The organism is Streptomyces sp. NPDC024698 (assembly GCF_055559015.1).
The window spans coordinates 14,586-34,955 of the sequence record NZ_JBVHLK010000002.1 but is presented as its reverse complement, the minus strand read 5'-3'; the positions used below and the strand labels follow the sequence as shown (position 1 = coordinate 34,955).

The following is a 20,370-nucleotide window of genomic DNA, read 5'->3' as shown; positions in this document are numbered from 1 at the left end:
AGCCCCTCACGGGTCCCGGTCGCACGGGTCCCGACGTCTCCTGCCAAGGCCCGGCTCAGGGAGTCGGGGTCTCCAGCGCGTAGCCGACGCCGTGCACGGTACGGATCCGCTCGGCACCGATCTTGCGGCGCAGCGCCTTGATGTGGCTGTCGACCGTCCGGGTGCCGGAGGCGTCCGCCCAGTCCCACACCTCGGCGAGCAGCTGCTCGCGCGACAGTACGGCACGAGGGGTGTTCGCCAGGCAGACGAGCAGATCGAACTCGGTCGGCGTGAGGTGCACGTCCTCGCTGCGGACCCGCACCCGGCGCTGCGCGTGGTCGACCTCCAGCTCGCCGAGCCGCAGGATGCCGCTGCGCGGGGTGGAGGCCGCGACGACGGCGCGCTCGACCCTGCGGAGCAGGACGTGCACCCGGGCGGCCAGCTCGCGCATCGAGAACGGCTTGGTCATGTAGTCGTCGGCGCCGACCCCGAGCCCGACCAGCATGTCGGTCTCGTCGTCACGCGCGGTGAGCATCAGCACCGGCACCGGGCGGGCGGCCTGCACACGGCGGCAGACCTCCAGCCCGTCGAAGCCGGGCAGCATGATGTCGAGGATCAGCAGATCGGGCTGCCAGGCCTCGGCGGTGTCGACGGCCGCGGGGCCGTCACCCGCGGTTTGCACGAGGAACCCCTCGGCTCGCAGACGGGCCGCGATGGCGTCGACGATCGTGGGGTCGTCCTCGACGACCAGGACACGGCGTTGAGCGCCCGGGGTCGCCGCCGTGCCGTTCTGGGAGGTGTGTGTCTGCTCCATCGCCCGCCCCTGAAGTGTGCTTTCCGGAATCCGTGGGGTGATCCCATGACTGCGCTTGACGCTTGAATGATCCGCGTCAGGCAAGCAGGGTACGGGCAGTGGGTGCGGCTCGGCTATCCAGGCCTCACCGCGAGATGCACCACGTCGGGAACGCCCCGGGCAACGGGGATCACTTCGGTACGGATCCGCCGGAATCCGGCATTCCGCAAGGTTCCTTCAAATTCCGGAGAGGGCTCGGCCGACCATACGGCGAGAACGCCTCCGGGCCTCAACGCCTTTGCGCAGCTTGCCAGTCCGGACGTTCCGTACAGGCTCGTGTTGCCCTCGGTGACCGTCCAGCCGGGGCCGTTGTCGATGTCGAGACACAGGGCGTCGAACGTGTCGGAGATCTCATTGACGTACGCGACGAGGTCCCTCTCGACGATCTCGGTCCGCGGGTCGGCGAGCGCCGCGGCCGAGAGCGCGGCGAGGGGGCCGCCGCGGTGCCAGTCGATGATCGCTCGTTCGCGCTCGACAACGGTGATGCGTCCCCAGCGTCGATCGGCCGCCGCGTGCGCCAGCGAGAACCCGACGCCGAGCCCGCCGATCAGCACGCTCGGCTCCGGGCGCCCGTCCAGGGCGTCGTACGCCGCGTCCATGAGCAGCCGCTCGGAACGCCCGTCGGAGGTGTCCATCAGGAAGCAGCCGTTGGCGATGATCTGGAGCAGGGCGCCGTGACGCCGCAGCACCACCTCGCCGTACGGGCCCTGGCGGCGGTCGATGACCTCGGGGGTCTCGTACGAGGCTGTCATGGCCGCCATCCTGGCACTCCCGCCCGTGCCGGTCGTGGGAATCGCGGGTTGCGGCGGCGCCGGGCGCGGCCGGCCAGGTTGGGCGGCCCCTGGGGTGACGGCGGAGCCCTCCGGGTTGACGAGGAGGCGGCTCCGGAGTCCCGGCCCCTTTGTTGAGGACTTCCTGAGAATCCCCGCCCGCGGGGCGCCGGTGATGGACAGCGACGGGAGGAGACGCGAAGGGTGGGGGGTGACGGAAGGAGCGCCGTGGATCTGAGCATCACCGACCGGACGGGCACACTCCCCGGCGACGCCTCCCCATCCCCTGCCGAAACCTCCCCATCCCTCGATGAAGCCTCCCCATCTATAGGACAGGTTTCGGGGGATGCTGACGGGGCAGCCGCATCTCCTGACGGGGCCCACCCGTCATCCTTGAACCAGCTCCCCGCGATGCCTCCGCAGCGGGAGGGCTCCACCTCGCCCGCGGTCCCGCCCGAGGCGCCCGCCACCACCAGGTCGGAGGACGCTTCCGGTCCTGCGGTCACGGGGGCCGCGTCGCGGTCGAGCGAACCGGCGGCCACCGCCGACGGCCGGTGGGTCGTGCGGCTCGTGCCCACCCCGCGGGGTACGCCTTTCACGTTCGGGTACGCGGCCGTGCTCGCCCTCACCTCGTACGTCGCCGACCACGCGCACCCCGCGTTCGTCCGCGCCCTGCACCAGGCGTCCAGCACGGACGTCGCCCACCTCGTACGGCACCCCGTGCTCGTGCTGCTCGCCAGCGCGCTCTGGATCGTCGGAGGGATCGCCTCGCCGTACGCGGCCGGTTTCCTGCTCGTGCTGACCGCGCTGGAGCGCCGCACCGGCGCCGCCCGCGCGGCCGGCGTCTTCCTGCTCGGGCACGTGGTGGCCACGCTCGTCACCGAGCTGCCGGTCGGAGCGGCCGTGCTGGCGGGCGCCCTGCCGGTCGGCTCCACGCACCGGCTCGACTACGGCATCAGCTTCGGCGTCGCCGCGAGCGCCGGCTCACTCGCGGGACTCCTCTCTCCCTGGCTGCGCTGGCCGCTGCTGATCGGCTTCGGGGCGGTCCTCGCCCAGGACCTGATCCTTCTCACCGACCCCGTGACGGACGCGGGCCATCTCGTCGCCCTGTCGATCGGCGTCGCGACCTGGCCCCTCGTACGACGACGGCACCGCCACCGGCTGTCGCCGCCGGGCGGCAGCCTGCCCGGCCGAGAGAACCGAGGCGAGGCGAAGCCGGTGGACAATCAGCGATCGGCTTGACCCGTCCGGGTGACGGCGACCGTGGCACCCCGCCGGGAGACGCGACCGCACACGCGCACGCGACCGCACACGACGAGTCCGCCCAGGACAAGACCGCACGCCACCCACCGCGACGGCGCGGCGCACGCGTGATCACCCCAGGGGCCCGGCCGCCCGACCGGCCCCGGGGTGCAGCGCGGGAGGCCGTCCCCGCGAGGTGCTAGCGGGTCGGCGTGCCGTTCTGGGCGTCGGCCGCGGACTGCCAGGCCTGGAGGCCCGCCATGGAGGCGTCCTTGGCCCGTCGCCAGTGCAGGGCCGCCTGCTGGGACGGGGGCACGTCCATGGCCCGGACCATGCGCCGGCCCGCGGCGAGCAGGGCGCCCGCCGCGATGACCATGCCGGTGCACGCCACCGCGGTGCCGGCCACGGTGAGCACGGCACCGGCCGTGACGAGCCGGGTGTCGATGTCGATCTTGCGCTGGGGGAGGTGATGGTTCATGTCCCCACCATCCGAGTCCTCCGGCCACCCCGCATCCCGGAGGCTTCGGATCTCCGTACCCCGGGGGCCGGTGGCCTGATCGTTCCGCGGCTCTTGACCGCCGCCGGGGCCCGCTGATCGGGTGACCGGCATGACAGAGCTCGGACCCGTCACCTGGCCACCCGCCCCGATCAGGACCGAGAGGCTCGTGCTCCGCGCGCCCGAAGCGCGGGACCGGCCGGCGTTCATCGACCTGCTCGCCTCCCCTGAGGCGCACACCTATCTCGGCGGCCCCCGCCCGCGCGAGGAGCTGGAGCGCGTGACGCCGGAGGTGCCCGAGCGATGGCCCGGGAGTTTCGTCGTCGAACTCGACGGGGCGATGATCGGCCAGATCCTGCTCAGGAGAGCACCGGGACACGGCCGCCCGGCTGCCGCGGGGAAGGCCGATCTCGGCTACTTGTTCCTGCCGCGGGCCTGGGGACACGGATACGCGGCCGAGGCGTGCGCGGCGGTGCTCGGCTGGTTCGACGGCGTGCTTCCCGGTGAGCCGGTGGTGCTCCACACCCAGACCGCCAACACCGGCTCCATGCGCCTCGCAGCGAAGCTGGGCTTCACCGAGGTGGAGCGGTTCCGGGCCTGGGACGCCGAGCAGTGGCTCGGCCTCCGGGCGAACCCCTGAGCCGGAATCCCCCGCCCCGCAAAGCGATCGCTCAGAGCGAACAGGTCCCGGGGAACATTGCGGAGCTCCTGTGCATTGAGTCGACATAGCTCAACTTGAATGCCGAAGGGGAGATCATGGCTTCGACGTCCGCATCACTCACTCTGCCCGTGCTGCCGCTCGACGACGAGGTCGTGCTGCCCGGAATGGTGGTTCCGCTCGACCTGAACGACACGGATGTGCGCGCCGCGGTGGAGGCCGCTCAGGCCGCCGCCCGTTCAACACCCGGAAAGCCTCAGGTACTCCTGGTGCCGCGGATCGACGGGACCTACGCGAGCACCGGCGTGCTCGGCACCGTCGAGCAGGTCGGCCGACTGGCCGACGGCGACCCGGGCGCGCTGATCCGCGGGCGCGGGCGCGTGAAGGTGGGCGCGGGGACCACCGGTCCCGGTGCCGCCCTGTGGGTCGAGGGCACCCGGGTCGAGGAGACCGTGCCCGACCCCCTGCCCGGCCGGGTCACCGACCTGGTGAAGGAGTACAAGGCCCTGGCCACCAGCTGGCTGCGCAAGCGCGCCGCCTGGCAGGTCGTGGACAGGGTGCAGCAGATCGACGACGTCTCCGCCCTTGCCGACAATTCCGGTTACTCACCGTTCCTGTCCATCGAGCAGAAGGTCGAGCTGCTGGAGACCGCCGACCCGGTGGCCCGGCTCAAGCTCGCCACCGAGCAGCTCCGCGAACACCTCGCCGAGCAGGATGTCGCCGAGTCCATCGCCAAGGACGTCCAGGAGGGCGTCGACAAGCAGCAGCGCGAGTTCCTGCTGCGCCGCCAGCTCGAAGCCGTACGCAAGGAGCTGCGCGACCTCAAGGGAGAGGACGGCGAGGACGAGTCCGACGACTACCGCGCCCGTGTGGAGGCCGCCGACCTCCCGGAGAACGTCCGCGAGGCGGCGCTCAAGGAGGTCGAGAAGCTGGAGCGGTCCAGTGACCAGTCGCCCGAGGGCAGCTGGATCAGGACCTGGCTCGACACCGTCCTGGAGCTGCCGTGGAACGAGCGGACCGAGGACGCGTACGACATCCGGGGCGCCCAGACCGTGCTCGACGCCGAGCACGCCGGTCTTGAGGACGTGAAGGAGCGCATCACCGAGTACCTGGCCGTGCGCAAGCGGCGCTCGGACCGCGGTCTGGGAGTCGTCGGCGGGCGCCGCGGCGGCGCCGTGCTCGCGCTCGTCGGCCCGCCCGGCGTCGGCAAGACCTCGCTCGGCGAGTCCGTCGCGCACGCCATGGGCCGCAAGTTCGTCCGCGTCGCCCTCGGCGGCGTCCGGGACGAGGCCGAGATCCGCGGACACCGCCGTACGTACGTCGGCGCGCTGCCCGGCCGGATCGTGCGCGCCGTCAAGGAGGCCGGGTCGATGAACCCGGTGGTCCTGCTCGACGAGATCGACAAGGTCGGCTCCGACTTCCGGGGCGACCCGGCGGCGGCGCTGCTCGAAGTCCTCGACCCGGCGCAGAACCACACCTTCCGCGATCACTACCTGGAGGTCGAACTCGACCTCTCCGACGTGGTGTTCCTCGCCACGGCCAACGTCCTCGAAGCCATCCCGGAGGCCCTGCTCGACCGTATGGAGCTGGTCCGCCTCGACGGCTACACCGAGGACGAGAAGGTCGTCATCGCCCGGGACCACCTGCTGCCGCGCCAGCTGGAGCGGGCCGGTCTGAAGAAGGACGAGGTCGTCCTCGACGAGAGCGCGCTGCGCAGGCTCGCCGGGGAGTACACCAGGGAAGCGGGCGTACGGAACCTGGAGCGGGGCATCGCCCGGCTGCTGCGCAAGGTCGCGGCCCAGCACGAACTGGGCGAGCGGAAGCTGCCGTTCACGGTGAGGGACGCCGACCTGCGCGGGCTCATCGGGCGCCCGCACCACGTGCCCGAGTCCGCGCAGGACCCCGCCGAGCGGCGCACGGCGGTCCCCGGTGTCGCCACGGGCCTCGCGGTCACCGGCGCGGGCGGGGACGTCCTCTACGTGGAGGCGTCGCTGGCCGACCCGGAGACGGGCGCGGCCGGTCTGACCCTCACCGGTCAGCTCGGCGACGTGATGAAGGAGTCGGCGCAGATCGCGCTCTCCTTCCTGCGCTCGCACGGCGCGGAGCTCGAACTCCCCGTCGGCGACCTGAAGGACCGGGGCGCGCACATCCACTTCCCGGCGGGCGCGGTCCCCAAGGACGGCCCGAGCGCGGGCGTCACGATGACGACCGCCCTGGCGTCGCTGCTGTCCGGGCGGCTGGTCCGCACCGATGTGGCCATGACCGGTGAGGTGTCGCTGACCGGCCGTGTCCTGCCGATCGGCGGGGTGAAGCAGAAGCTGCTCGCCGCGCACCGGGCGGGTGTCACGACGGTGATCATCCCCAAGCGCAACGAGGCCGATCTGGACGACGTTCCGGCCGAGGTCCTGGAGAAGCTCGACGTCCACGCCGTCACGGACGTCCGTCAGGTCCTGGAGCTGGCACTGGCGCCGGCGACGAACGGCGCGGTGCCGGAGGTTCCGGTAGCCGCGATGGGGGCAGCTCCCAGGCTTTGAGCACTGGGGGAGGAGGTTGCCGGAAGGGGAGGCCCGGGTCCCGTGAGGGAGGCCCGGGCCTTCGCCGTACGACACGGCCATCCGCCTCCGCCGTACGACCCCTGCGCGTCAGCCGTTGGCGAGTGCCTGGACGCGGTCCAGGGCGCCGTTGAACTTGTCGTGGTCACCGACCGTCGGGCCGGACGACGTGTACTGCCACATCGTGTAGTAGCCCCAGCCCGCCGGGAGCGTCCCGGGATCGGAGGCGTAGCGCGCGATCCACAGCGGGCTGGACGCGGCGAAGCCGGCGTAGTCGCCGGTGCACTGGGTCCACCAGCTCGCGGCCGTGTAGATCACCGCGTCACGGCCGGTGCGCGCCTTGTACTGGGAGAGGAAGCTGCCGATCCAGCTCACCATCGCGCTCTGCGTCTTGCCGTAGCAGGCGGCCCCGTACGGGTTCCACTCGATGTCGAGGGTCCCGGGCAGTGTCCTGCCGTCCCCCGACCAGCCGCCGCCGTGGTCGACGAAGTAGTTGGCCTGGGTGGCACCGGTCGTGGTGTCCGGGGTCGCGAAGTGGTACGACCCGCGGATCATGCCGACGCCGTAGGCGCCGTTGTACTGCTGCGCGAAGTACGGGTTCGTGTAGTACGTGCCCTCGGTCGCCTTGGTGAAGGCCCATCTGACCCCGCTGCTCCACAGCGTCGACCAGGCGACGTTCCCTTGGTAGCCGGCGACGTCCACCCCCTCCGTCTGGGTGGCGTCACCGGTGGACGGCGTACCGCCCTGGCCGTCGTGGGCGACGACCCCCATGCCCATCCGGGCGGAACCCCGCGCGGGGACGTCGGCGGCGGAGGAGGGGAGGGTGGTCAGGAGGGAGAAGGCGGCGAGCAGGGTTCCGGCCGCGAGAACGCGCAGGCGGCGGGCCGTTCCGGATCTGTGCACGGGCATGTGCGTGCCTCCGAAGGGCGAGGGAGCTCCGGGAGCCCGGGGGAGCCCGAAGAGCTCGGTGGGGGGAGCGCGGGCACACGTGCCGCACAGGGGGATCAGGCCGTCCTCGGCCCGGGGGTGGCGTGCGCATGCCGGCGTATAAGTGTCCGATAAAGAAGCTACGCACGGAGGCGACGACGTGGGAAGAGGGGCCGGAGTCTGCCGTTGGTCTACGCCTGCGAAATACTGGCGGAGCTGCGGCGACGGCGAGTTCCGGCAGAAACTTTCAGGATCGGGAAACCGGGTCAGGGGTGCTGACGTGCACGAGGGCGGAAACGACGGCGGACGTCCGGTCGAATCCGGCGTGTCGGGAAATGGTGTGGACCGGCCCGCGGTGTCCGGTGGCGGGGAGCGCGAGTTCCTCTCCCTGGAACGCGAGTTGACGGTCTTCCTGCGCCGCGCCCGTGCCAGCCAGGGGGAGATGGCCCGCGAGGTCCATCCCGACCTGGAGTCCGCCGCGTACGGACTCCTCGTACGGCTGGAGGAGTGCGGCCGCCAGCGTGCCACCGAACTCGCCGCCTACATCGGCGTCGGCAAGGCCACGATGTCCCGGCAGCTGCGGGCCCTGGAGGAGCTGGGACTGGTCGCGCGCGAGCCCGACCCCGCCGACGGCCGCGCCTGGCTGGTCCACCTCACCGAGGAGGGCCGCGGCCGCGTCTCCAGCGTCCGCGAGGCCCGCCGGGCCCGCTATGTCCGCCAGCTCGCCCACTGGGACCAGAACGAGGTCGCCGAACTGGCCCGCCTGCTGAACCAGCTGAACCGCGGCATGGAGAAGTAGCCCCGCCCGGCAGCGGCATGGGGAAGCAACCCGGGCCCGGCTGCGACAGGGGGAAGCCACCCCGGCCCGGCCGCGGCGCGGGGAAGCAACCCTGACCCGGCCGCGACATGGGGAAGCATCCCCGGCCCGGCCGCGGCGCGGAGGAGCGCTCCGCCCGGCCGCGGTCCGGCCTCTCTCGCGGTGCTCGCGGCCCGTGCCGTCCTCACAGCTCCACGAACACCACCGTCGCGTCGTCGTGCGCCTTGCCCCGGCGGGCCCCCGGCTGTTCCCGCGCTTCGAGGCGCTCCAGGTGCCGTACGCGATCGACGAGCGAGGCGGAGCCCTCGTCGCGCACGAGGGCGAACAGCTCCCCCCAGTCACCCGCGCCGAACCTCTCCACCCAACGGGCGGCGCCGTCGGTGAGGGCGGTCAGCGCGCGGATGGAGGCCAGGGGGAGCGTGCCCGTCACCGCGCGCGAGGCCACCGACGGATCCGCGGCCGCCGTGAAGAAGCCGCCCTCCTTGTTGCGGACGGTCGCGTCGGCGATCGCGTCCGAGGCGAGAGCGGCGCGCGGGACCAGGGAGAGACGGTCGTCCAGCAGGACGGTCACCTCACCGGAGGGCGACTCCACCAGCAGGGCCGAGTCCGAGAGGATCAGGTACTCGACCTGCGACGCTGACCACCGCGCGAGGACCACGGTTGCCTGGGGCGTGCGCGGGTGAGAAAGGTCACAGGTGCCGGCGTGTGCGTCGGCGACGCGGCGGATCGCCCGCGAGAGGACCTCCGTCAACGGCAAATCCCCCTGCGAAACGGACAGTTCGGTCAGTGCTCCGCCGAGCCGTGCGGAGAACCAGGGGACGGGATGCAGACAGCCGTAGTCACCCCGGGGTGGGGTCACCCCGTCCAGTACGACCAGTGAACCGCCCTGTCCTGAAGCGGGAAGCCCGAGCGATGCGAAGTCCTCATTGGGGCGGTCCGGGTCTCCGGGCTCCGACACGAGTTCAGTGCGCATTCCGCCAGTCTGCACGAGCTCTTCACGCGGGCACCCGAACACCGCCCGGGGACGCCCGACGTGCGGTCCAGCAGCGGCGGCGCCAGGTTTGGCATGGAATGATCGAGTCCGGCAAAACGTGGCGGCGCATACTGCCAAAGCCCGTCCCCGACGTCCAACCGGCCCGCCGTGCGGGCCCGTCACGGGCGCCCTGGAGACTTGCCCGCCAACTCCCCTCCGATGTTCACTCCTTCGGGTGGCGGGTCAGATGATGCGGGACCACTGCCCACCGGCACTGGGAGGGTCGGGAGCCGTACCGGGCGTACGCCCCGATTGACGGGACGTCACCCGGGCCCCAGATGGGTAAACGAGTCAGGAATGCGAGCACCGGTGCAGAAGACGCGGCCGAGGCGCACAGGCAAGAAGACGGCCTCCAACTCCACGGAGGGTGGCGCCGTCGGCGACGCCGCCGACTCCACGGGCCGGGGCAGGACCGCCCATGTACGCAACCGGCTGATCGTGGCCGTGGCGGTCGTCGCGGCCGCCATCGCCGGAGCCGGCACGCCCATGGTGCTGTCCGCCTCACAGCAACTGAACGACTCCCAGAATCTGGTGACGCTGGCCCAGCGCACCCAGCAGGCGCTGACCCTCGCGCACGCGCTGGCCGACGAGCGCGACGAGGTCACCACCTACGTCGCCGCCGGCCGGCCCAAGGCCAAGGCGCCCTCCGAGCAGCGCAGCGCCCTGGTCGACCGTCAGGTCGACGAGCTGCGCGCGGACACCGACGCCCCCGCCACCCTGATCCACGACCTCGACGGCATCCCGACGCTCAGGCGCGAGGCGCTCACCGGGAAGAGCTCCGCCCTGGAGGCGCACCAGGCGTACTCCGGGGCCATCGCCGAACTCCACGCCCTCGCCGAGGACCTGGCCGACCGGATGCCGCCGCGCGCGGGCTCCGGGGCGCACTCCCTCGCCGAGCTGGACACCGCCGTCCAGCAGTCCGCCGCCGCCCGCGGACTGCTCCTCGCGGCCCTCGGCATCCCGCACACCACCCAGAGCGTCTACAACCCGCTCACGGGCCTGTCGACCACCACGAACATCTCCACGGCCGCCGACACCAAGCAGCGCGACGCGCTGAGCGCCGCGGCCCAGCAGGCGCGCGTGCGCTCCGACGCGGCCGTCGCGGACTTCCGCGAGACCGCGCCCAAGCAGGCCGTGAACGTCTACGACTCCACGGTCACCGGCCCCGACGTCGGCTCCGCGGACAAGTACCTGGAGAACCTCACCGCGCAGCCGAACCTCTCCGACTCCGCGCTCGGCACCGGCGTCAAGAAGCTCGACGCCGCCCTGTCCGCCCGGATCGACCTGATGCGCGGCGCCGAGGCCTCCCTCAACGACCACCGCACCAAGGACCTGGAGAAGCTGCGGGACGACGACGTCACCGCGCTGGAGCTCCGCGTCACCCTCCTCGGCGTCCTGATGCTCGTCGCGGCCGGCATGACGATGGGCATGGCCCGCTCCCTCACCCGGCCGCTCGCCGTCCTGCGCCTCGGCTCCGCCCGGCTCGCCGCCGACCCGGCGTCCGGGGACCCGGTCAAGTTCACGGGCCGCAACGACGAGTTCGCCCAGGTCGTCCGCTCCGTCAACGCGCTGCACGCGCACACCGTCGCCCTGCACGAGCGGATCGCCACCCTCGAAGGCGACCGCAAGCACCTCATCGGCCAGCGTCAGCAGATGGCCGACGAGCGCGACCGGCTGCGCAGCGAACTCGCCGAGTCGGCGGCCCACCTGGAGCAGGTGCGCGGCACCATCCACAGCACCTTCGTGAACCTCGCGCTGCGCACCCTCGGCCTGGTCGAGCGCCAGCTCGGTGTCATCGAGGGCCTGGAGGAGCGCGAGCAGGACCCGGACCGCCTCTCCACCCTCTTCAAGCTCGACCACTTCGCCACCGTCATGCGGCGGCACAGCGAGAACCTCCTCGTCCTCGCGGGCGCCGAACACGTCCAGCACCACGCGGGCGCGGTCCCGCTCGTCGACGTCGCCCGCGCCTCGGTCAGCGAGATCGAGCGCTACGAGCGGGTGCGGATCGCCGTGCTGCCCCCGCACGCGCACATCGCCGGGTTCGCCGCCGACGACATCAGTCACCTGGTGGCCGAACTCCTGGAGAACGCCACCTCGTTCTCGCCGCCCGACGTGCCCGTCGAGGTCTCCGGCTGGCTGCTGGAGAGCGGTGACGTGATGCTGTCCGTGCAGGACGAGGGCATCGGCATGACCGACGACCGTATGAGGCACCTCAACGCCCGCCTCTCCGAGTTCGACCCGGAGGACACGTACGACCAGGAGAGCGGCGAGGGACTCGGGCTCGGCCTGTACGTCGTGGCCCGGCTCGCCCACCGGCACGGCGTACGGGTGAAGCTGCGCGAGCAGAAGCAGGGCGGGGTGGCCGCCGTGGTCGTCCTCCCCAAGGCCCTGCTCGCCGCCGCTCCGTCGTCCTCGGTCCCCGCCTCCGTCCGGCTGGCCGGCGGAGCCCCCTCGGTGACCCTGCCCGGTGCCGACGCCGAGGCCAACTCCAATGTGCTGCGCGGCCGTTCGATCCTGCGTGCCTCGCTCCCGGTCCCGGCCGCCGACGAGGACCCGCTGATCGCGGCGGCCGAGGCGACCGTACGGGAGAGCGCCGCCGAACCCGAGACGGCGCCCGAGCCGGCGTCGGCCGCCGCGTCCGGGCCCGCCTCCCCGAGCCCGGTCATCCCGGCGCCCCGCGAGCCCGAGCCCGAGGTCACGTCCGAGACGACGATGGAGCTCCTGCTCCCGGAACTGGCCCCCGAGGCCCCCGCCTCCCACGCCACGGCCTCCACGGCACCGCACGCCCCCGCCCCGGCCGCGACCCACGAGCCGTTCGGCGTCACCGACGGGACACCCGCCCCCGCGGCGGTCGCGACGACCTCGCACACGGACGGAACGGCCCCCGGCGTGACCGCGGCCGCCTCCCGGCCCGGCGAACCGGCCGCGTGGCGCGCGTCGCGAGCGGACGCACCCGCGCAGACGCCCACCGGGGCACCCACGGGAGGGGCCGCCGAGGCACCCGCCGACGGGCCCGCGACCGCGAATTCCCCGGAAGCCGCCGACCCGGAAGCCGCAGACCCGTACGCCACCGGCTCGGAAGCCGCCGACCCGTACGCCACCGACCCGGAAGCCACCGACCCGTACGCCGGCGACCCGGAAGCCACCGACCCGTACGCCGGCGACCCGGAAGCCGCCGACCCGTACGCCATCGGTCAGGACGACCACGAGCGGGTCCCCGACGAACACCCCAGGCTCACGGACAAGGGCCTGCCCAAGCGCACGCCGAAGATCTCCGCCCCCGCCGCCGCCCCGCGGCCCCGCGTGGGCGGCGTGGACGCCGACGCACTGCGCCGCAGGCTCGGCGGGTTCCACCGGGGTGCGATCGACGGCCGCCGCGACGTGGAGGCCGAGATCGCCGAACGGACGGGCGAGACCCCCACGCCCGAAGGACAGACCCCGTCGGTCCCCACACCCGCACACGCGCCCGCAGGACCCGCGTCCACCGCGCGTCGGCACGGCGCACAGGACGCGGAAGCATCGGGGGGCCCAGTCGAGGAGGCAAGCAGTTGACCGCGACCAGTACCTTCGGCCTGAGCAGCGAAGCACGTAACCTGCACTGGCTGCTGACCAATCTCGTCGAGGAGGTGCCCGGCCTCCAGTCGGTCGCGGTCGTCTCCTCCGACGGCCTGCTCCTGCTCTCCTCCGACCCCGGCCGCAACGCCGAGGCGAGGACGGCCGACAGCGCCAGGCCGAAGGGCCCCAAGGGTTCCGCCGCCGACCTGGCCACCATCGTCTCCGGCATCGGCAGCCTCACCCTCGGTGCCGCCAAGCTGATGGACAACGGAGGCGTCAAGCAGACGATGGTCGCGATGGACGAGGGCAGCCTCTTCGTCATGGCCATCAGCGACGGCTCGCTGCTCGGAGTGCACGGCTCCGCGGACTGCGACATGAGCGTGGTGGCGTACCACATGGCGCTCTTCGTCGGCCGGGCCGGACACGTGCTGACCCCCGAGCTGCGCATCGAGCTCCGAAAATCCCTTGAGGCCGACCCGTCCGGGAGCGCCTGATGACCACGTCGAACGGCGTCAGGAAGCTCCCGGTCCGCGGCGGCGGACGCAAGCCCGCCCGCGTACGCCCCTATTCGCTCACCGGCGGACGGACGCGCTTCGGCCACGTCCTGCTGGTGGAGACGTTCGTGGCCGCGCTGGACGCCCCCGAGGTGCGCAAGGAGCTGACCAACGGCTCGCTCACCACCCGGGTCATGCCCGAGATGCGGGCCATCGTCGAACTCTGCCGCCGCATGCGTACGGTGGCCGAGATCGCCGCTCTTCTCAGGATGCCGCTCGGAGTGGTCCGCGTGCTCTTGAGCGATCTGGCGGATCAGGGAAAGATCCGCGTGTACGGAACAGGCCACGGCCCGGGACAGCCCGACCGTGCCCTGCTGGAAAGGGTGCTGAGTGGACTCCGTCGTCTCTGACGCCGAAGCCGGCGTCGTCCCCGACGCCGAATCAGGCGTCGCTCCCCTCCTCGACGAGGAGGAGAACCTTCAGGCCTGGCAGACGGACCGCACGCGCGCGCCGATCGCCACGAAGATCGTCGTGGCCGGCGGCTTCGGCGTCGGCAAGACCACGCTCGTCACCGCCGTCTCGGAGATCACGCCCCTCCAGACGGAGGCGCTGATGACCCGGGCCAGCGAGGAGACCGACGACCTCACGGGGACGCCGGACAAACTGACCACGACCGTGGCCATGGACTTCGGGCGCATCACGCTCGACGACGACCTGGTGCTCTACCTCTTCGGTACGCCGGGGCAGCAGCGGTTCTGGTTCATGTGGGACGACCTCGTGCGCGGTGCGATCGGCGCGGTGGTCCTCGCCGACACGCGCCGCCTCTCGGACTGCTTCCCGGCACTCGACTACTTCGAGAGCTGCGGACTGCCGTACGTCGTCGCCGTCAACCACTTCGACGGCAGCGACGTGTTCGAGCCGGAGGATGTGCGTGAAGCCCTCACGGTTCCTCCGCACATACCTGTCATGATCATGGACGCGCGCCGCCGTATCTCGGTCGTCGAGACCCTGCTCGCGCTCGTCGGCCACGCGCTCGAAGTCAGCCCCGAATAGGGACGCCCGAAGACTGGGAGAAACACCCCGCATGCGGAAGATACTCGTCGTCGGAGCCGGCCAGTCCGGACTCCAGCTCGCCCTCGGCCTCCAGTCGCACGGGTACGAGGTCACCCTGATGTCGAACCGGACGGCGGACGAGATCCGCTCCGGCCGGGTCATGTCGACGCAGTGCATGTTCGACACGGCCCTCCAGCACGAGCGTGATCTCCAGCTGAACTTCTGGGAGTCCCAGGCCCCGAAGATCGAGGGTCTCGGGGTCTCCGTCGCGGTCCCCGGCTCCTTCGACCCGGGTCCCTCGCAGCGCGCCATCGACTGGGTCGGCAGGCTCGACGGCTACGCCCAGTCGGTCGACCAGCGGGTCAAGATGGCCGGCTGGATGGAGACGTTCGCGCAGCGCGGCGGCCAGTTGGTCATCCATGGTGCCGCGGTCTCCGACCTGGACTACTTCTCCCGCGCGTACGACCTGGTGCTCGTCTCGGCGGGCAAGGGCGAACTCGTCTCGATGTTCGGCCGTGACGCCGACCGTTCCCCGTACACCGAGCCGCAGCGCGCCCTCGCGGTGTCCTACGTGCACGGCCTGGGCCCGCGCCCCGAGCACCCCGAGTACGACGCGGTCCGCTGCAACCTGGTCCCCGGCGTCGGCGAGCTCTTCATCATGCCGACGCTCACGACCTCGGGACGCGCCGACATCCTGTTCTGGGAGGGCATACCGGGTGGCCCGCTCGACGTCTTCAACGGCGTCAAGGACCCCTCCGAGCACCTCGCCCTGACCCTGGAACTCATGGAGCGGTTCACGCCCTGGGAGTACGCGCGCGCGACCAACGTCGAACTCACCGACGCGGGCGCCACGTTGTCCGGGCGCTACGCCCCCACCGTCCGCAACCCGATCGGCCGTCTCCCCGGCGGCGGACTGGTCCTCGGTGTCGCCGACGTCGTCGTGGCCAACGACCCGATCACCGGCCAGGGTTCCAACTCGGCCTCCAAGTGCGCCGCCGCCTACCTCGCCTCGATCGTCGAACAGGGTGACAAGCCCTTCGACGAGGAGTGGATGCAGGCGACCTTCGACCGCTACTGGGACACCGCGCAGCACGTCACCAAGTGGACCAACGCGATGCTGGGCGTCCCGCCGGAGCACGTGCTCAACCTGATCGGCGCGGCGGGCCAACTCCCGCCCGTGGCCGACCGGTTCGCCAACGGCTTCGACAACCCGGCCGACTTCGAGAACTTCTTCTTCGACCCCGGGAAGACGAACGCCTACCTGGCCTCGGTCACCGGGGCGGCGGAGGCGTAGCCCTCGTCGGATCCATCCCTGGCACCCTCGGGGAGCTTCGGCGGCGTGTACTGCCGCAGGGGCTCCCCGTCGGGGTCCGGGCGTACGGCGCCGAGCAGCGGGTTCGCCGCGATGGGGGAGACCTTGATCCGCGCTCCGGGCCGCGGCGCCTGTACCACCATCCCGTCGCCGAGGTAGAGGGCGACATGCGTGGCCTCGGGGAAGTAGACCACCAGGTCACCGGGGCGCAGCCTGTCCAGCGGGACGCGCGGCAGCTCGGCCCACTGCTCCTGGCTGGTGCGCGGGATGGGCCGGCCGGCCCGCTCCCAGGCCTGGGAGGTCAGCCCCGAGCAATCGTAGGCCTTCGGCCCCTCGGCGCCCCACTCGTACGGCTTCCCGATCTGGTCGACGGCGTAGCGCAGCGCCTCGTCGCCCTGCCGAGTCGGCGGACGCACACTGCTGAGCGCACCGGACGCCATGATCTTCTTCTGAGCCGTGGCCGTTCCCGACCGCTCCGCCCGGTCCAGTCCGGCGATCTGGTCCGCGCTCAGCGAGGCGAGCAGCTTCTGGACGTCGTCCAGCCGCTCGCGGACCTCGTCCCGCTCCCTCTTCTGCCGCGCGGCCAGCGAGAGCTGTCCGTCCAGGGCCTTGCGGGCCGCGCGCGCGAGTCCGTCGGTCCGCTTCTCGCCGCCCGCCAGGCGCCGTACGGTCGCGGCCCGCTCCAGTGACAACTGCCCGATCAGGTGCCCCTGGTCGAGGGCGTGCTGCGGATCCCGGGCCAGCAGCAGCCGTACGTACGTGGAGATCTCGTCCCCGCTCTGGTACTGCTGCCGGGCCAGCCGGCCGGCGGCGCCCCGGCTGTCCTCCAGCGACAGGCGCGACCTGGCGAGGCGGGCGTCGAGCCGGGCCACCTCGGCGCGCTGCTTCCTCAGCTTCTCGTCGGTCCCGTTGTACGTCTCGGTGGCGCGCTCGGCGTCCCGGTAGAGCCGCTGAAGATCCGTCAGCAACGAGGCGACGGACCGCTCGGAACCCTGCCCGGGCTCCGGGACGGCCGTCGCGGGAGCCGAGGGGAGCAGTGCCCCGACCGCCAGGGCCCCCGTACAGGCCAGTCGCAGAAGCCTTCCTGACACGCCATCACCTCCGGTGCGGGGGCGGCCCGTCCACCACCCGTCTCGCACCGGCAGGATCGGACCGCCGCGGCCCGGCCGCGCGCCGGGCGACCGCTTCGGCCCAAGAACCTCACTCGTCGGCGTTGTTCTCCGGCGTGGCGCCGCCCCCGCCCGCGCCCTTGCGGGTCCCGGGGGACCAGGGCAGCTTGAACCGGCGCCCCGACACGTCGCCCTCGGGGTCGTACTCGTACTTCCACCCCTGGTGGAGCCCGAGCCGCTTGCTCGTCGCGGCCTGGACGCGCCGGTAGACCAGCACGGTGGCCGGACCGCCGTCGACGCCGGGTACGGGGATCCGGTACGTCTTCGGCGGGTGACCGGTGATCCCGATCAGCACGGGCAGGACGCGCCCGTCCAGGGGGCCGCCCACAAAGGGGGTGTCTTCGCTCTTCACCCGACCAGTGTCACAGCAGGTGGGCCGCATCCCCGACAACGGGCAGCACCCGGCCGACCAGCGCCCCCACGATGCCCTCCGGGCTCTCCATCGCGAGCGCGGCCCGCACCACCGCAGCGGCCTGCTCGTCGCGCCCCGCGCTCGCCACGAGCGCCGCCACGAACTGCTCGACGAGCCAGTCCCGCAACTCGTCGAGCGGCGGTTCCTTGTCCTCGTCCAGCCAGATCAGCGAGGCGGCCTCCACGGCCGTGATCCACATCCGCACGGTCATCCGCAGCCGGGGCCCGGGATCCCTCACCGCCAGATGAACCAGAATGTGCTCCGCCGCCGCCCGGCGGACCCCGTCCACGATCGCCGTGGTCCGCGAGGTCTCGATGACGCTCCCGCCGTGGAGCAGGGCGCTGAATCCGGCGTCGTGCTGGTCCACGAACGCGAGATACCGGTCGAGGGCCCGGGCGAGCCGCTCGCTCAGCGGCCCCTCGGCCGGCTCCGCGAAGCACTGCTCCAGCTCCTCCGCGGCGGACCGCAGCGCGGCCTCGTACAACTGCTGCTTGCCGCCGGGGAAGTACCGGTACACGAGCGGCCGTGACACCCCGGCGCTCTCCGCCACATCGTCGAGCGAGACGTCCTCGGGCACCCGCTGGGCGAACAGCGACAGCGCCGCTTCGAGCAACTGACTGCGCCGTTCCTCGACACTGAGCCGACGGTAAGCGGGGGTGGAAGCCTGCGAGGTCATGCCGGGCAGCGTAACCGCCCACCCACCCGCCCCCCTCGTACGAAGGGAACGCCCCACCCGCCCTACCTCCCGAAACCCGTGAGGGCCGCCCCTGTGTGCCACCGGCGCGGCCCCCCGGAACCTTGGCGCCCCGGACCCGGTCCGGCCCCTCAGGCCAGCAACCCCGACGCCTTCCAGAGCCGCCGCCCGGCCCCCCGCAGCACCCCGATCTCGTCCAGGAAGTCCGTCAGCTTCCTGGCGCCGGTCTGCATCACATCCCGCCGGTGCCCACTGGCCTTCACCTGCGCCACGGCCTCCCGCCGGTCGAGCCCGACGTTCGTGTAGACCTCGGGATTGACGAACGCCACCGAGAACACGCGCGCGAACTCGCCCGAGGTGATCCGCGTGAACTCCTGCGACCACCGCGGAGCGGTCAGCATCTGCCGTCGCAACTCCTCCCGCGCGTACCGAACATGCCGCGCCTCCTCCACCACATGGATCCGCGTGACCCCCCTGACCAGGGTCTGCACCCGCTCGTCGGGGAACGTCAGCCGCTGCATCCAGTCGAGGATCTCCTCACCGAGCAGGGTCGCCGTGAACGATCCCGGGGTGGTCGAGATCGTCTTGAAGACCCGCCCCAGATGCAGATGCGCCCGGCTGACCGGGTAGTGCGGCGTACCCCCGCGGGTGATCAGCCGCGCGAACATCTTCGAGTGACGGCACTCGTCCTCGATCTCGGTCAGCGCGTACCGGACGTGGGCACTCGTCGCCGCCTTGTCGTAGATGTGCCGCACCAGCAGCTGCATCAGGATGATCTCGAACCAGATGCCCAGCGAGGCCAGCGCGGCCGACTCGTGCTGCGACAGCGCGATCCGCTGCTCCACGCCCATCTTCCGCCACAGCGGTGTGTCGTACAGCGACACCAGCTCGGGCGGCCAGAACCACTTGCCCTCCTCGAAGGGCGCGTCCCAGTCGAGCTCCTTGTCGGGGTCGAAGGAGTGCTTGGCCGAGGAGTCGAGGAGGCGCTCGGCCACCTGCTCCCGGTCCTTGAGCAGACCGAGCGCGTCACGGAGCACATCGGCTTCGGGCACCGTCGTCATGGCTGTTCCCACCTCGTCGTACGGGATCACTTCAGGAGTTACCGGCGGTCACAACTTATGAGACTGCTTGTCAGCAAGCTCGTCAATCCCCTGTGCCGGACTTGTTGACGGCGCGTCTACTCCGTGTGAGCCTGCGAAGTATGCCGACGCATGAGCTGTACGCCGCGGACTCGGGAGATCCCCACTGGCAGGTACCGGCCTCGGGAGCCGCCCGCTTCAGCTGGGAGTACGACGACGGTCGTGACCGGCTGCTCGCCCTCTACCAGAAGGGCAAGGACAAGCAGTGGGACGGACGCAAACGCATCGACTGGAGTCTGGAGGTCGACCCCGAGGACCCGCTCGGCACTCCCGACGAGGCGATGACCCTGTACGGCACCCCGTACTGGGCGAAGATGACCGACCGGGACAAGGGTGAACTCCGCAAGCACTACACCGCCTGGCAGTTCAGCCAGTTCCTGCACGGCGAGCAGGGCGCGATGGTCTGCGCGGCGCGGATCGTGGAGTCGGTCCCCGACCTCGACGCCAAGTTCTACTCGGCCACCCAGACCATGGACGAGGCCCGGCACGCCGAGGTCTACTCCCGCTTCCTGCACGAGAAGATCGGGATGCTCTACCCGATCAACGACAGCCTCCGGTCCCTGCTCGGCGACACCCTCCGCGACGCGCGGTGGGACATGCCCTACCTGGGCATGCAGGTCCTGATCGAGGGCCTGGCCCTGGCCGCGTTCGGGCTGATCAGGGACACCACCGACAAGCCGCTGCCGAAGCAGATCCTGTCCTACGTGATGCAGGACGAGGCCCGCCACGTCGCCTTCGGCCGGATGGCCCTGCGCGACTACTACCGCCGGCTCTCCGACGCCGAACTGCGCGAGCGCGAGGAATTCGTCATCGAGGGCTGCTACTTGATGCGGGACAGGCTGCGCGGGGTCGAGGTCCTGGAGAACTTCGGCATCCCGAAGGCGGAGGCCGAGGAGTTCAGCGAGAACTCCGAATTCCTGCACCTGTTCCGCCAGTTGCTCTTCAGCCGCATCGTCCCCTGCGTCAAGGACATCGGCCTGTGGGGCGAACGCCTCCAGCGCGCCTACGTCGACATGGGCGTCTTCGACATGGGCAACACCAACCTGGACCTGCTGATGACCCAGGACGAGGACCTGGCCGAACAACTGGACGCGGAACGCTTCGCGGCGGAGGAGCACGACCGCGCGACGGAGATCGAGACCACGATCCAGGAGGGCCGCGGAACCCTGGGATGATCCCGTTCCCTGCGGCCCGACCGCCTTCACAGCGGCGGGA

Annotated in this window: 19 protein-coding genes; 10 read left to right on the top strand and 9 right to left on the bottom strand. The window is 71.7% G+C overall.

Annotation, left to right across the window (positions count from 1 at the left end; all coding sequences use genetic code 11):
- Positions 1 to 55: 55 nt before the first annotated feature.
- Positions 56 to 793, bottom strand: coding sequence for a response regulator transcription factor (locus tag ACZ4AA_RS04610; protein ID WP_339131445.1), 738 nt, complete (start codon positions 791 to 793; stop codon positions 56 to 58).
- A 113-nt stretch (positions 794 to 906) separates the two neighbouring features.
- Positions 907 to 1,584: a spermine/spermidine synthase domain-containing protein gene (locus ACZ4AA_RS04605; RefSeq protein WP_467597022.1), complete on the bottom strand. Its 678-nt coding sequence runs from the start codon at positions 1,582 to 1,584 to the stop codon at positions 907 to 909.
- A 411-nt stretch (positions 1,585 to 1,995) separates the two neighbouring features.
- Between ACZ4AA_RS04605 and ACZ4AA_RS04600 the strand changes: the two genes are divergently transcribed.
- Positions 1,996 to 2,844, top strand: coding sequence for a rhomboid-like protein (locus tag ACZ4AA_RS04600; protein WP_467595276.1), 849 nt, complete (start codon positions 1,996 to 1,998; stop codon positions 2,842 to 2,844).
- A 199-nt stretch (positions 2,845 to 3,043) separates the two neighbouring features.
- On the opposite strand, the gene ACZ4AA_RS04595 is transcribed toward ACZ4AA_RS04600, so the two are convergent.
- The gene (locus tag ACZ4AA_RS04595; RefSeq protein ID WP_467595272.1) at positions 3,044 to 3,322 is read right to left on the bottom strand and encodes a hypothetical protein; all 279 of its coding nucleotides are present in this window, start codon (positions 3,320 to 3,322) and stop codon (positions 3,044 to 3,046) included.
- A gap of 130 nt (positions 3,323 to 3,452) precedes the next feature.
- On the opposite strand from ACZ4AA_RS04595, the gene ACZ4AA_RS04590 reads away from it, so the two are divergent.
- On the top strand, positions 3,453 to 3,980 hold the full coding sequence (locus ACZ4AA_RS04590) for a GNAT family N-acetyltransferase (RefSeq protein WP_467595269.1): 528 nt from the start codon (positions 3,453 to 3,455) through the stop codon (positions 3,978 to 3,980).
- Between the two features lie 116 nt (positions 3,981 to 4,096).
- Entirely contained in the window at positions 4,097 to 6,532 is a 2,436-nt protein-coding gene (gene lon, locus ACZ4AA_RS04585) for an endopeptidase La (protein ID WP_467595266.1), read from the top strand.
- Between the two features lie 108 nt (positions 6,533 to 6,640).
- Here lon and ACZ4AA_RS04580 read toward each other — a convergent pair whose 3' ends face one another.
- Positions 6,641 to 7,459: a lysozyme gene (locus ACZ4AA_RS04580; protein WP_467595263.1), complete on the bottom strand. Its 819-nt coding sequence runs from the start codon at positions 7,457 to 7,459 to the stop codon at positions 6,641 to 6,643.
- A gap of 298 nt (positions 7,460 to 7,757) precedes the next feature.
- Here ACZ4AA_RS04580 and ACZ4AA_RS04575 point away from each other — a divergent pair, with 298 nt between their 5' ends.
- Positions 7,758 to 8,276: a MarR family winged helix-turn-helix transcriptional regulator gene (locus ACZ4AA_RS04575; RefSeq protein ID WP_467595259.1), complete on the top strand. Its 519-nt coding sequence runs from the start codon at positions 7,758 to 7,760 to the stop codon at positions 8,274 to 8,276.
- Positions 8,277 to 8,478: 202 nt separating this feature from the next.
- Here ACZ4AA_RS04575 and ACZ4AA_RS04570 read toward each other — a convergent pair whose 3' ends face one another.
- Positions 8,479 to 9,267, bottom strand: a complete 789-nt coding sequence (locus tag ACZ4AA_RS04570; RefSeq protein WP_467595256.1) for a protein phosphatase 2C domain-containing protein — start codon at positions 9,265 to 9,267, stop codon at positions 8,479 to 8,481.
- A 369-nt stretch (positions 9,268 to 9,636) separates the two neighbouring features.
- Here ACZ4AA_RS04570 and ACZ4AA_RS04565 point away from each other — a divergent pair, with 369 nt between their 5' ends.
- From ACZ4AA_RS04565 to ACZ4AA_RS04545, 5 genes are read left to right on the top strand one after another with little or no spacing between them, the layout of a single operon-like run.
- A complete protein-coding gene (locus ACZ4AA_RS04565) occupies positions 9,637 to 12,879 on the top strand; it encodes a sensor histidine kinase (protein ID WP_467595251.1) in 3,243 nt (1,080 codons plus the stop codon).
- Entirely contained in the window at positions 12,876 to 13,376 is a 501-nt protein-coding gene (locus tag ACZ4AA_RS04560; protein ID WP_467595246.1) for a roadblock/LC7 domain-containing protein, read from the top strand. Before ACZ4AA_RS04565 ends, ACZ4AA_RS04560 begins: the two co-directional genes overlap by 4 nt.
- Positions 13,376 to 13,786 carry a DUF742 domain-containing protein gene (locus ACZ4AA_RS04555; RefSeq protein WP_467595244.1) on the top strand — a complete coding sequence of 137 codons (411 nt, stop codon included), beginning with the start codon at positions 13,376 to 13,378 and terminating at the stop codon, positions 13,784 to 13,786. The genes ACZ4AA_RS04560 and ACZ4AA_RS04555 overlap by 1 nt, the downstream gene beginning before the upstream one ends.
- Positions 13,767 to 14,429, top strand: a complete 663-nt coding sequence (locus tag ACZ4AA_RS04550; RefSeq protein WP_467595241.1) for a GTP-binding protein — start codon at positions 13,767 to 13,769, stop codon at positions 14,427 to 14,429. Before ACZ4AA_RS04555 ends, ACZ4AA_RS04550 begins: the two co-directional genes overlap by 20 nt.
- A 31-nt stretch (positions 14,430 to 14,460) precedes the next feature.
- Positions 14,461 to 15,723 (top strand): styrene monooxygenase/indole monooxygenase family protein, encoded by a 1,263-nt coding sequence (locus ACZ4AA_RS04545; RefSeq protein WP_467595238.1) that lies wholly within the window; start codon positions 14,461 to 14,463, stop codon positions 15,721 to 15,723.
- On the opposite strand, the gene ACZ4AA_RS04540 is transcribed toward ACZ4AA_RS04545, so the two are convergent.
- The 4 genes from ACZ4AA_RS04540 to ACZ4AA_RS04525 form a co-directional block, all read right to left on the bottom strand.
- On the bottom strand, positions 15,687 to 16,832 hold the full coding sequence (locus ACZ4AA_RS04540) for a C40 family peptidase (RefSeq protein ID WP_467595235.1): 1,146 nt from the start codon (positions 16,830 to 16,832) through the stop codon (positions 15,687 to 15,689). The two genes, ACZ4AA_RS04545 and ACZ4AA_RS04540, sit on opposite strands and share 37 nt — an antisense overlap.
- 109 nt (positions 16,833 to 16,941) lie before the next feature.
- Positions 16,942 to 17,262 (bottom strand): hypothetical protein, encoded by a 321-nt coding sequence (locus ACZ4AA_RS04535; RefSeq protein ID WP_467595232.1) that lies wholly within the window; start codon positions 17,260 to 17,262, stop codon positions 16,942 to 16,944.
- Positions 17,263 to 17,272: 10 nt separating this feature from the next.
- Positions 17,273 to 17,998 carry a TetR/AcrR family transcriptional regulator gene (locus ACZ4AA_RS04530; RefSeq protein WP_467595227.1) on the bottom strand — a complete coding sequence of 242 codons (726 nt, stop codon included), beginning with the start codon at positions 17,996 to 17,998 and terminating at the stop codon, positions 17,273 to 17,275.
- 149 nt (positions 17,999 to 18,147) lie between these two features.
- Positions 18,148 to 19,077: an AurF N-oxygenase family protein gene (locus ACZ4AA_RS04525; protein WP_467595224.1), complete on the bottom strand. Its 930-nt coding sequence runs from the start codon at positions 19,075 to 19,077 to the stop codon at positions 18,148 to 18,150.
- Between the two features lie 140 nt (positions 19,078 to 19,217).
- Here ACZ4AA_RS04525 and ACZ4AA_RS04520 point away from each other — a divergent pair, with 140 nt between their 5' ends.
- The gene (locus ACZ4AA_RS04520; RefSeq protein ID WP_467595220.1) at positions 19,218 to 20,330 is read left to right on the top strand and encodes a ferritin-like domain-containing protein; all 1,113 of its coding nucleotides are present in this window, start codon (positions 19,218 to 19,220) and stop codon (positions 20,328 to 20,330) included.
- The last annotated feature ends 40 nt before the right edge of the window (positions 20,331 to 20,370 follow it).

What these genes read in the sequence shown, in the direction of transcription:
- ACZ4AA_RS04610 (WP_339131445.1), bottom strand. Translation starts at nt 793, where the DNA reads ATGGAGCAGACACACACCTCCCAGAACGGCACGGCGGCGACCCCGGGC.
- ACZ4AA_RS04605 (WP_467597022.1), bottom strand. Translation starts at nt 1,584, where the DNA reads ATGACAGCCTCGTACGAGACCCCCGAGGTCATCGACCGCCGCCAGGGC.
- ACZ4AA_RS04595 (WP_467595272.1), bottom strand. Translation starts at nt 3,322, where the DNA reads ATGAACCATCACCTCCCCCAGCGCAAGATCGACATCGACACCCGGCTC.
- ACZ4AA_RS04590 (WP_467595269.1), top strand. Translation starts at nt 3,453, where the DNA reads ATGACAGAGCTCGGACCCGTCACCTGGCCACCCGCCCCGATCAGGACC.
- lon (WP_467595266.1), top strand. Translation starts at nt 4,097, where the DNA reads ATGGCTTCGACGTCCGCATCACTCACTCTGCCCGTGCTGCCGCTCGAC.
- ACZ4AA_RS04580 (WP_467595263.1), bottom strand. Translation starts at nt 7,459, where the DNA reads ATGCCCGTGCACAGATCCGGAACGGCCCGCCGCCTGCGCGTTCTCGCG.
- ACZ4AA_RS04570 (WP_467595256.1), bottom strand. Translation starts at nt 9,267, where the DNA reads ATGCGCACTGAACTCGTGTCGGAGCCCGGAGACCCGGACCGCCCCAAT.
- ACZ4AA_RS04555 (WP_467595244.1), top strand. Translation starts at nt 13,376, where the DNA reads ATGACCACGTCGAACGGCGTCAGGAAGCTCCCGGTCCGCGGCGGCGGA.
- ACZ4AA_RS04545 (WP_467595238.1), top strand. Translation starts at nt 14,461, where the DNA reads ATGCGGAAGATACTCGTCGTCGGAGCCGGCCAGTCCGGACTCCAGCTC.
- ACZ4AA_RS04530 (WP_467595227.1), bottom strand. Translation starts at nt 17,998, where the DNA reads ATGACCTCGCAGGCTTCCACCCCCGCTTACCGTCGGCTCAGTGTCGAG.
- ACZ4AA_RS04525 (WP_467595224.1), bottom strand. Translation starts at nt 19,077, where the DNA reads ATGACGACGGTGCCCGAAGCCGATGTGCTCCGTGACGCGCTCGGTCTG.
- ACZ4AA_RS04520 (WP_467595220.1), top strand. Translation starts at nt 19,218, where the DNA reads ATGCCGACGCATGAGCTGTACGCCGCGGACTCGGGAGATCCCCACTGG.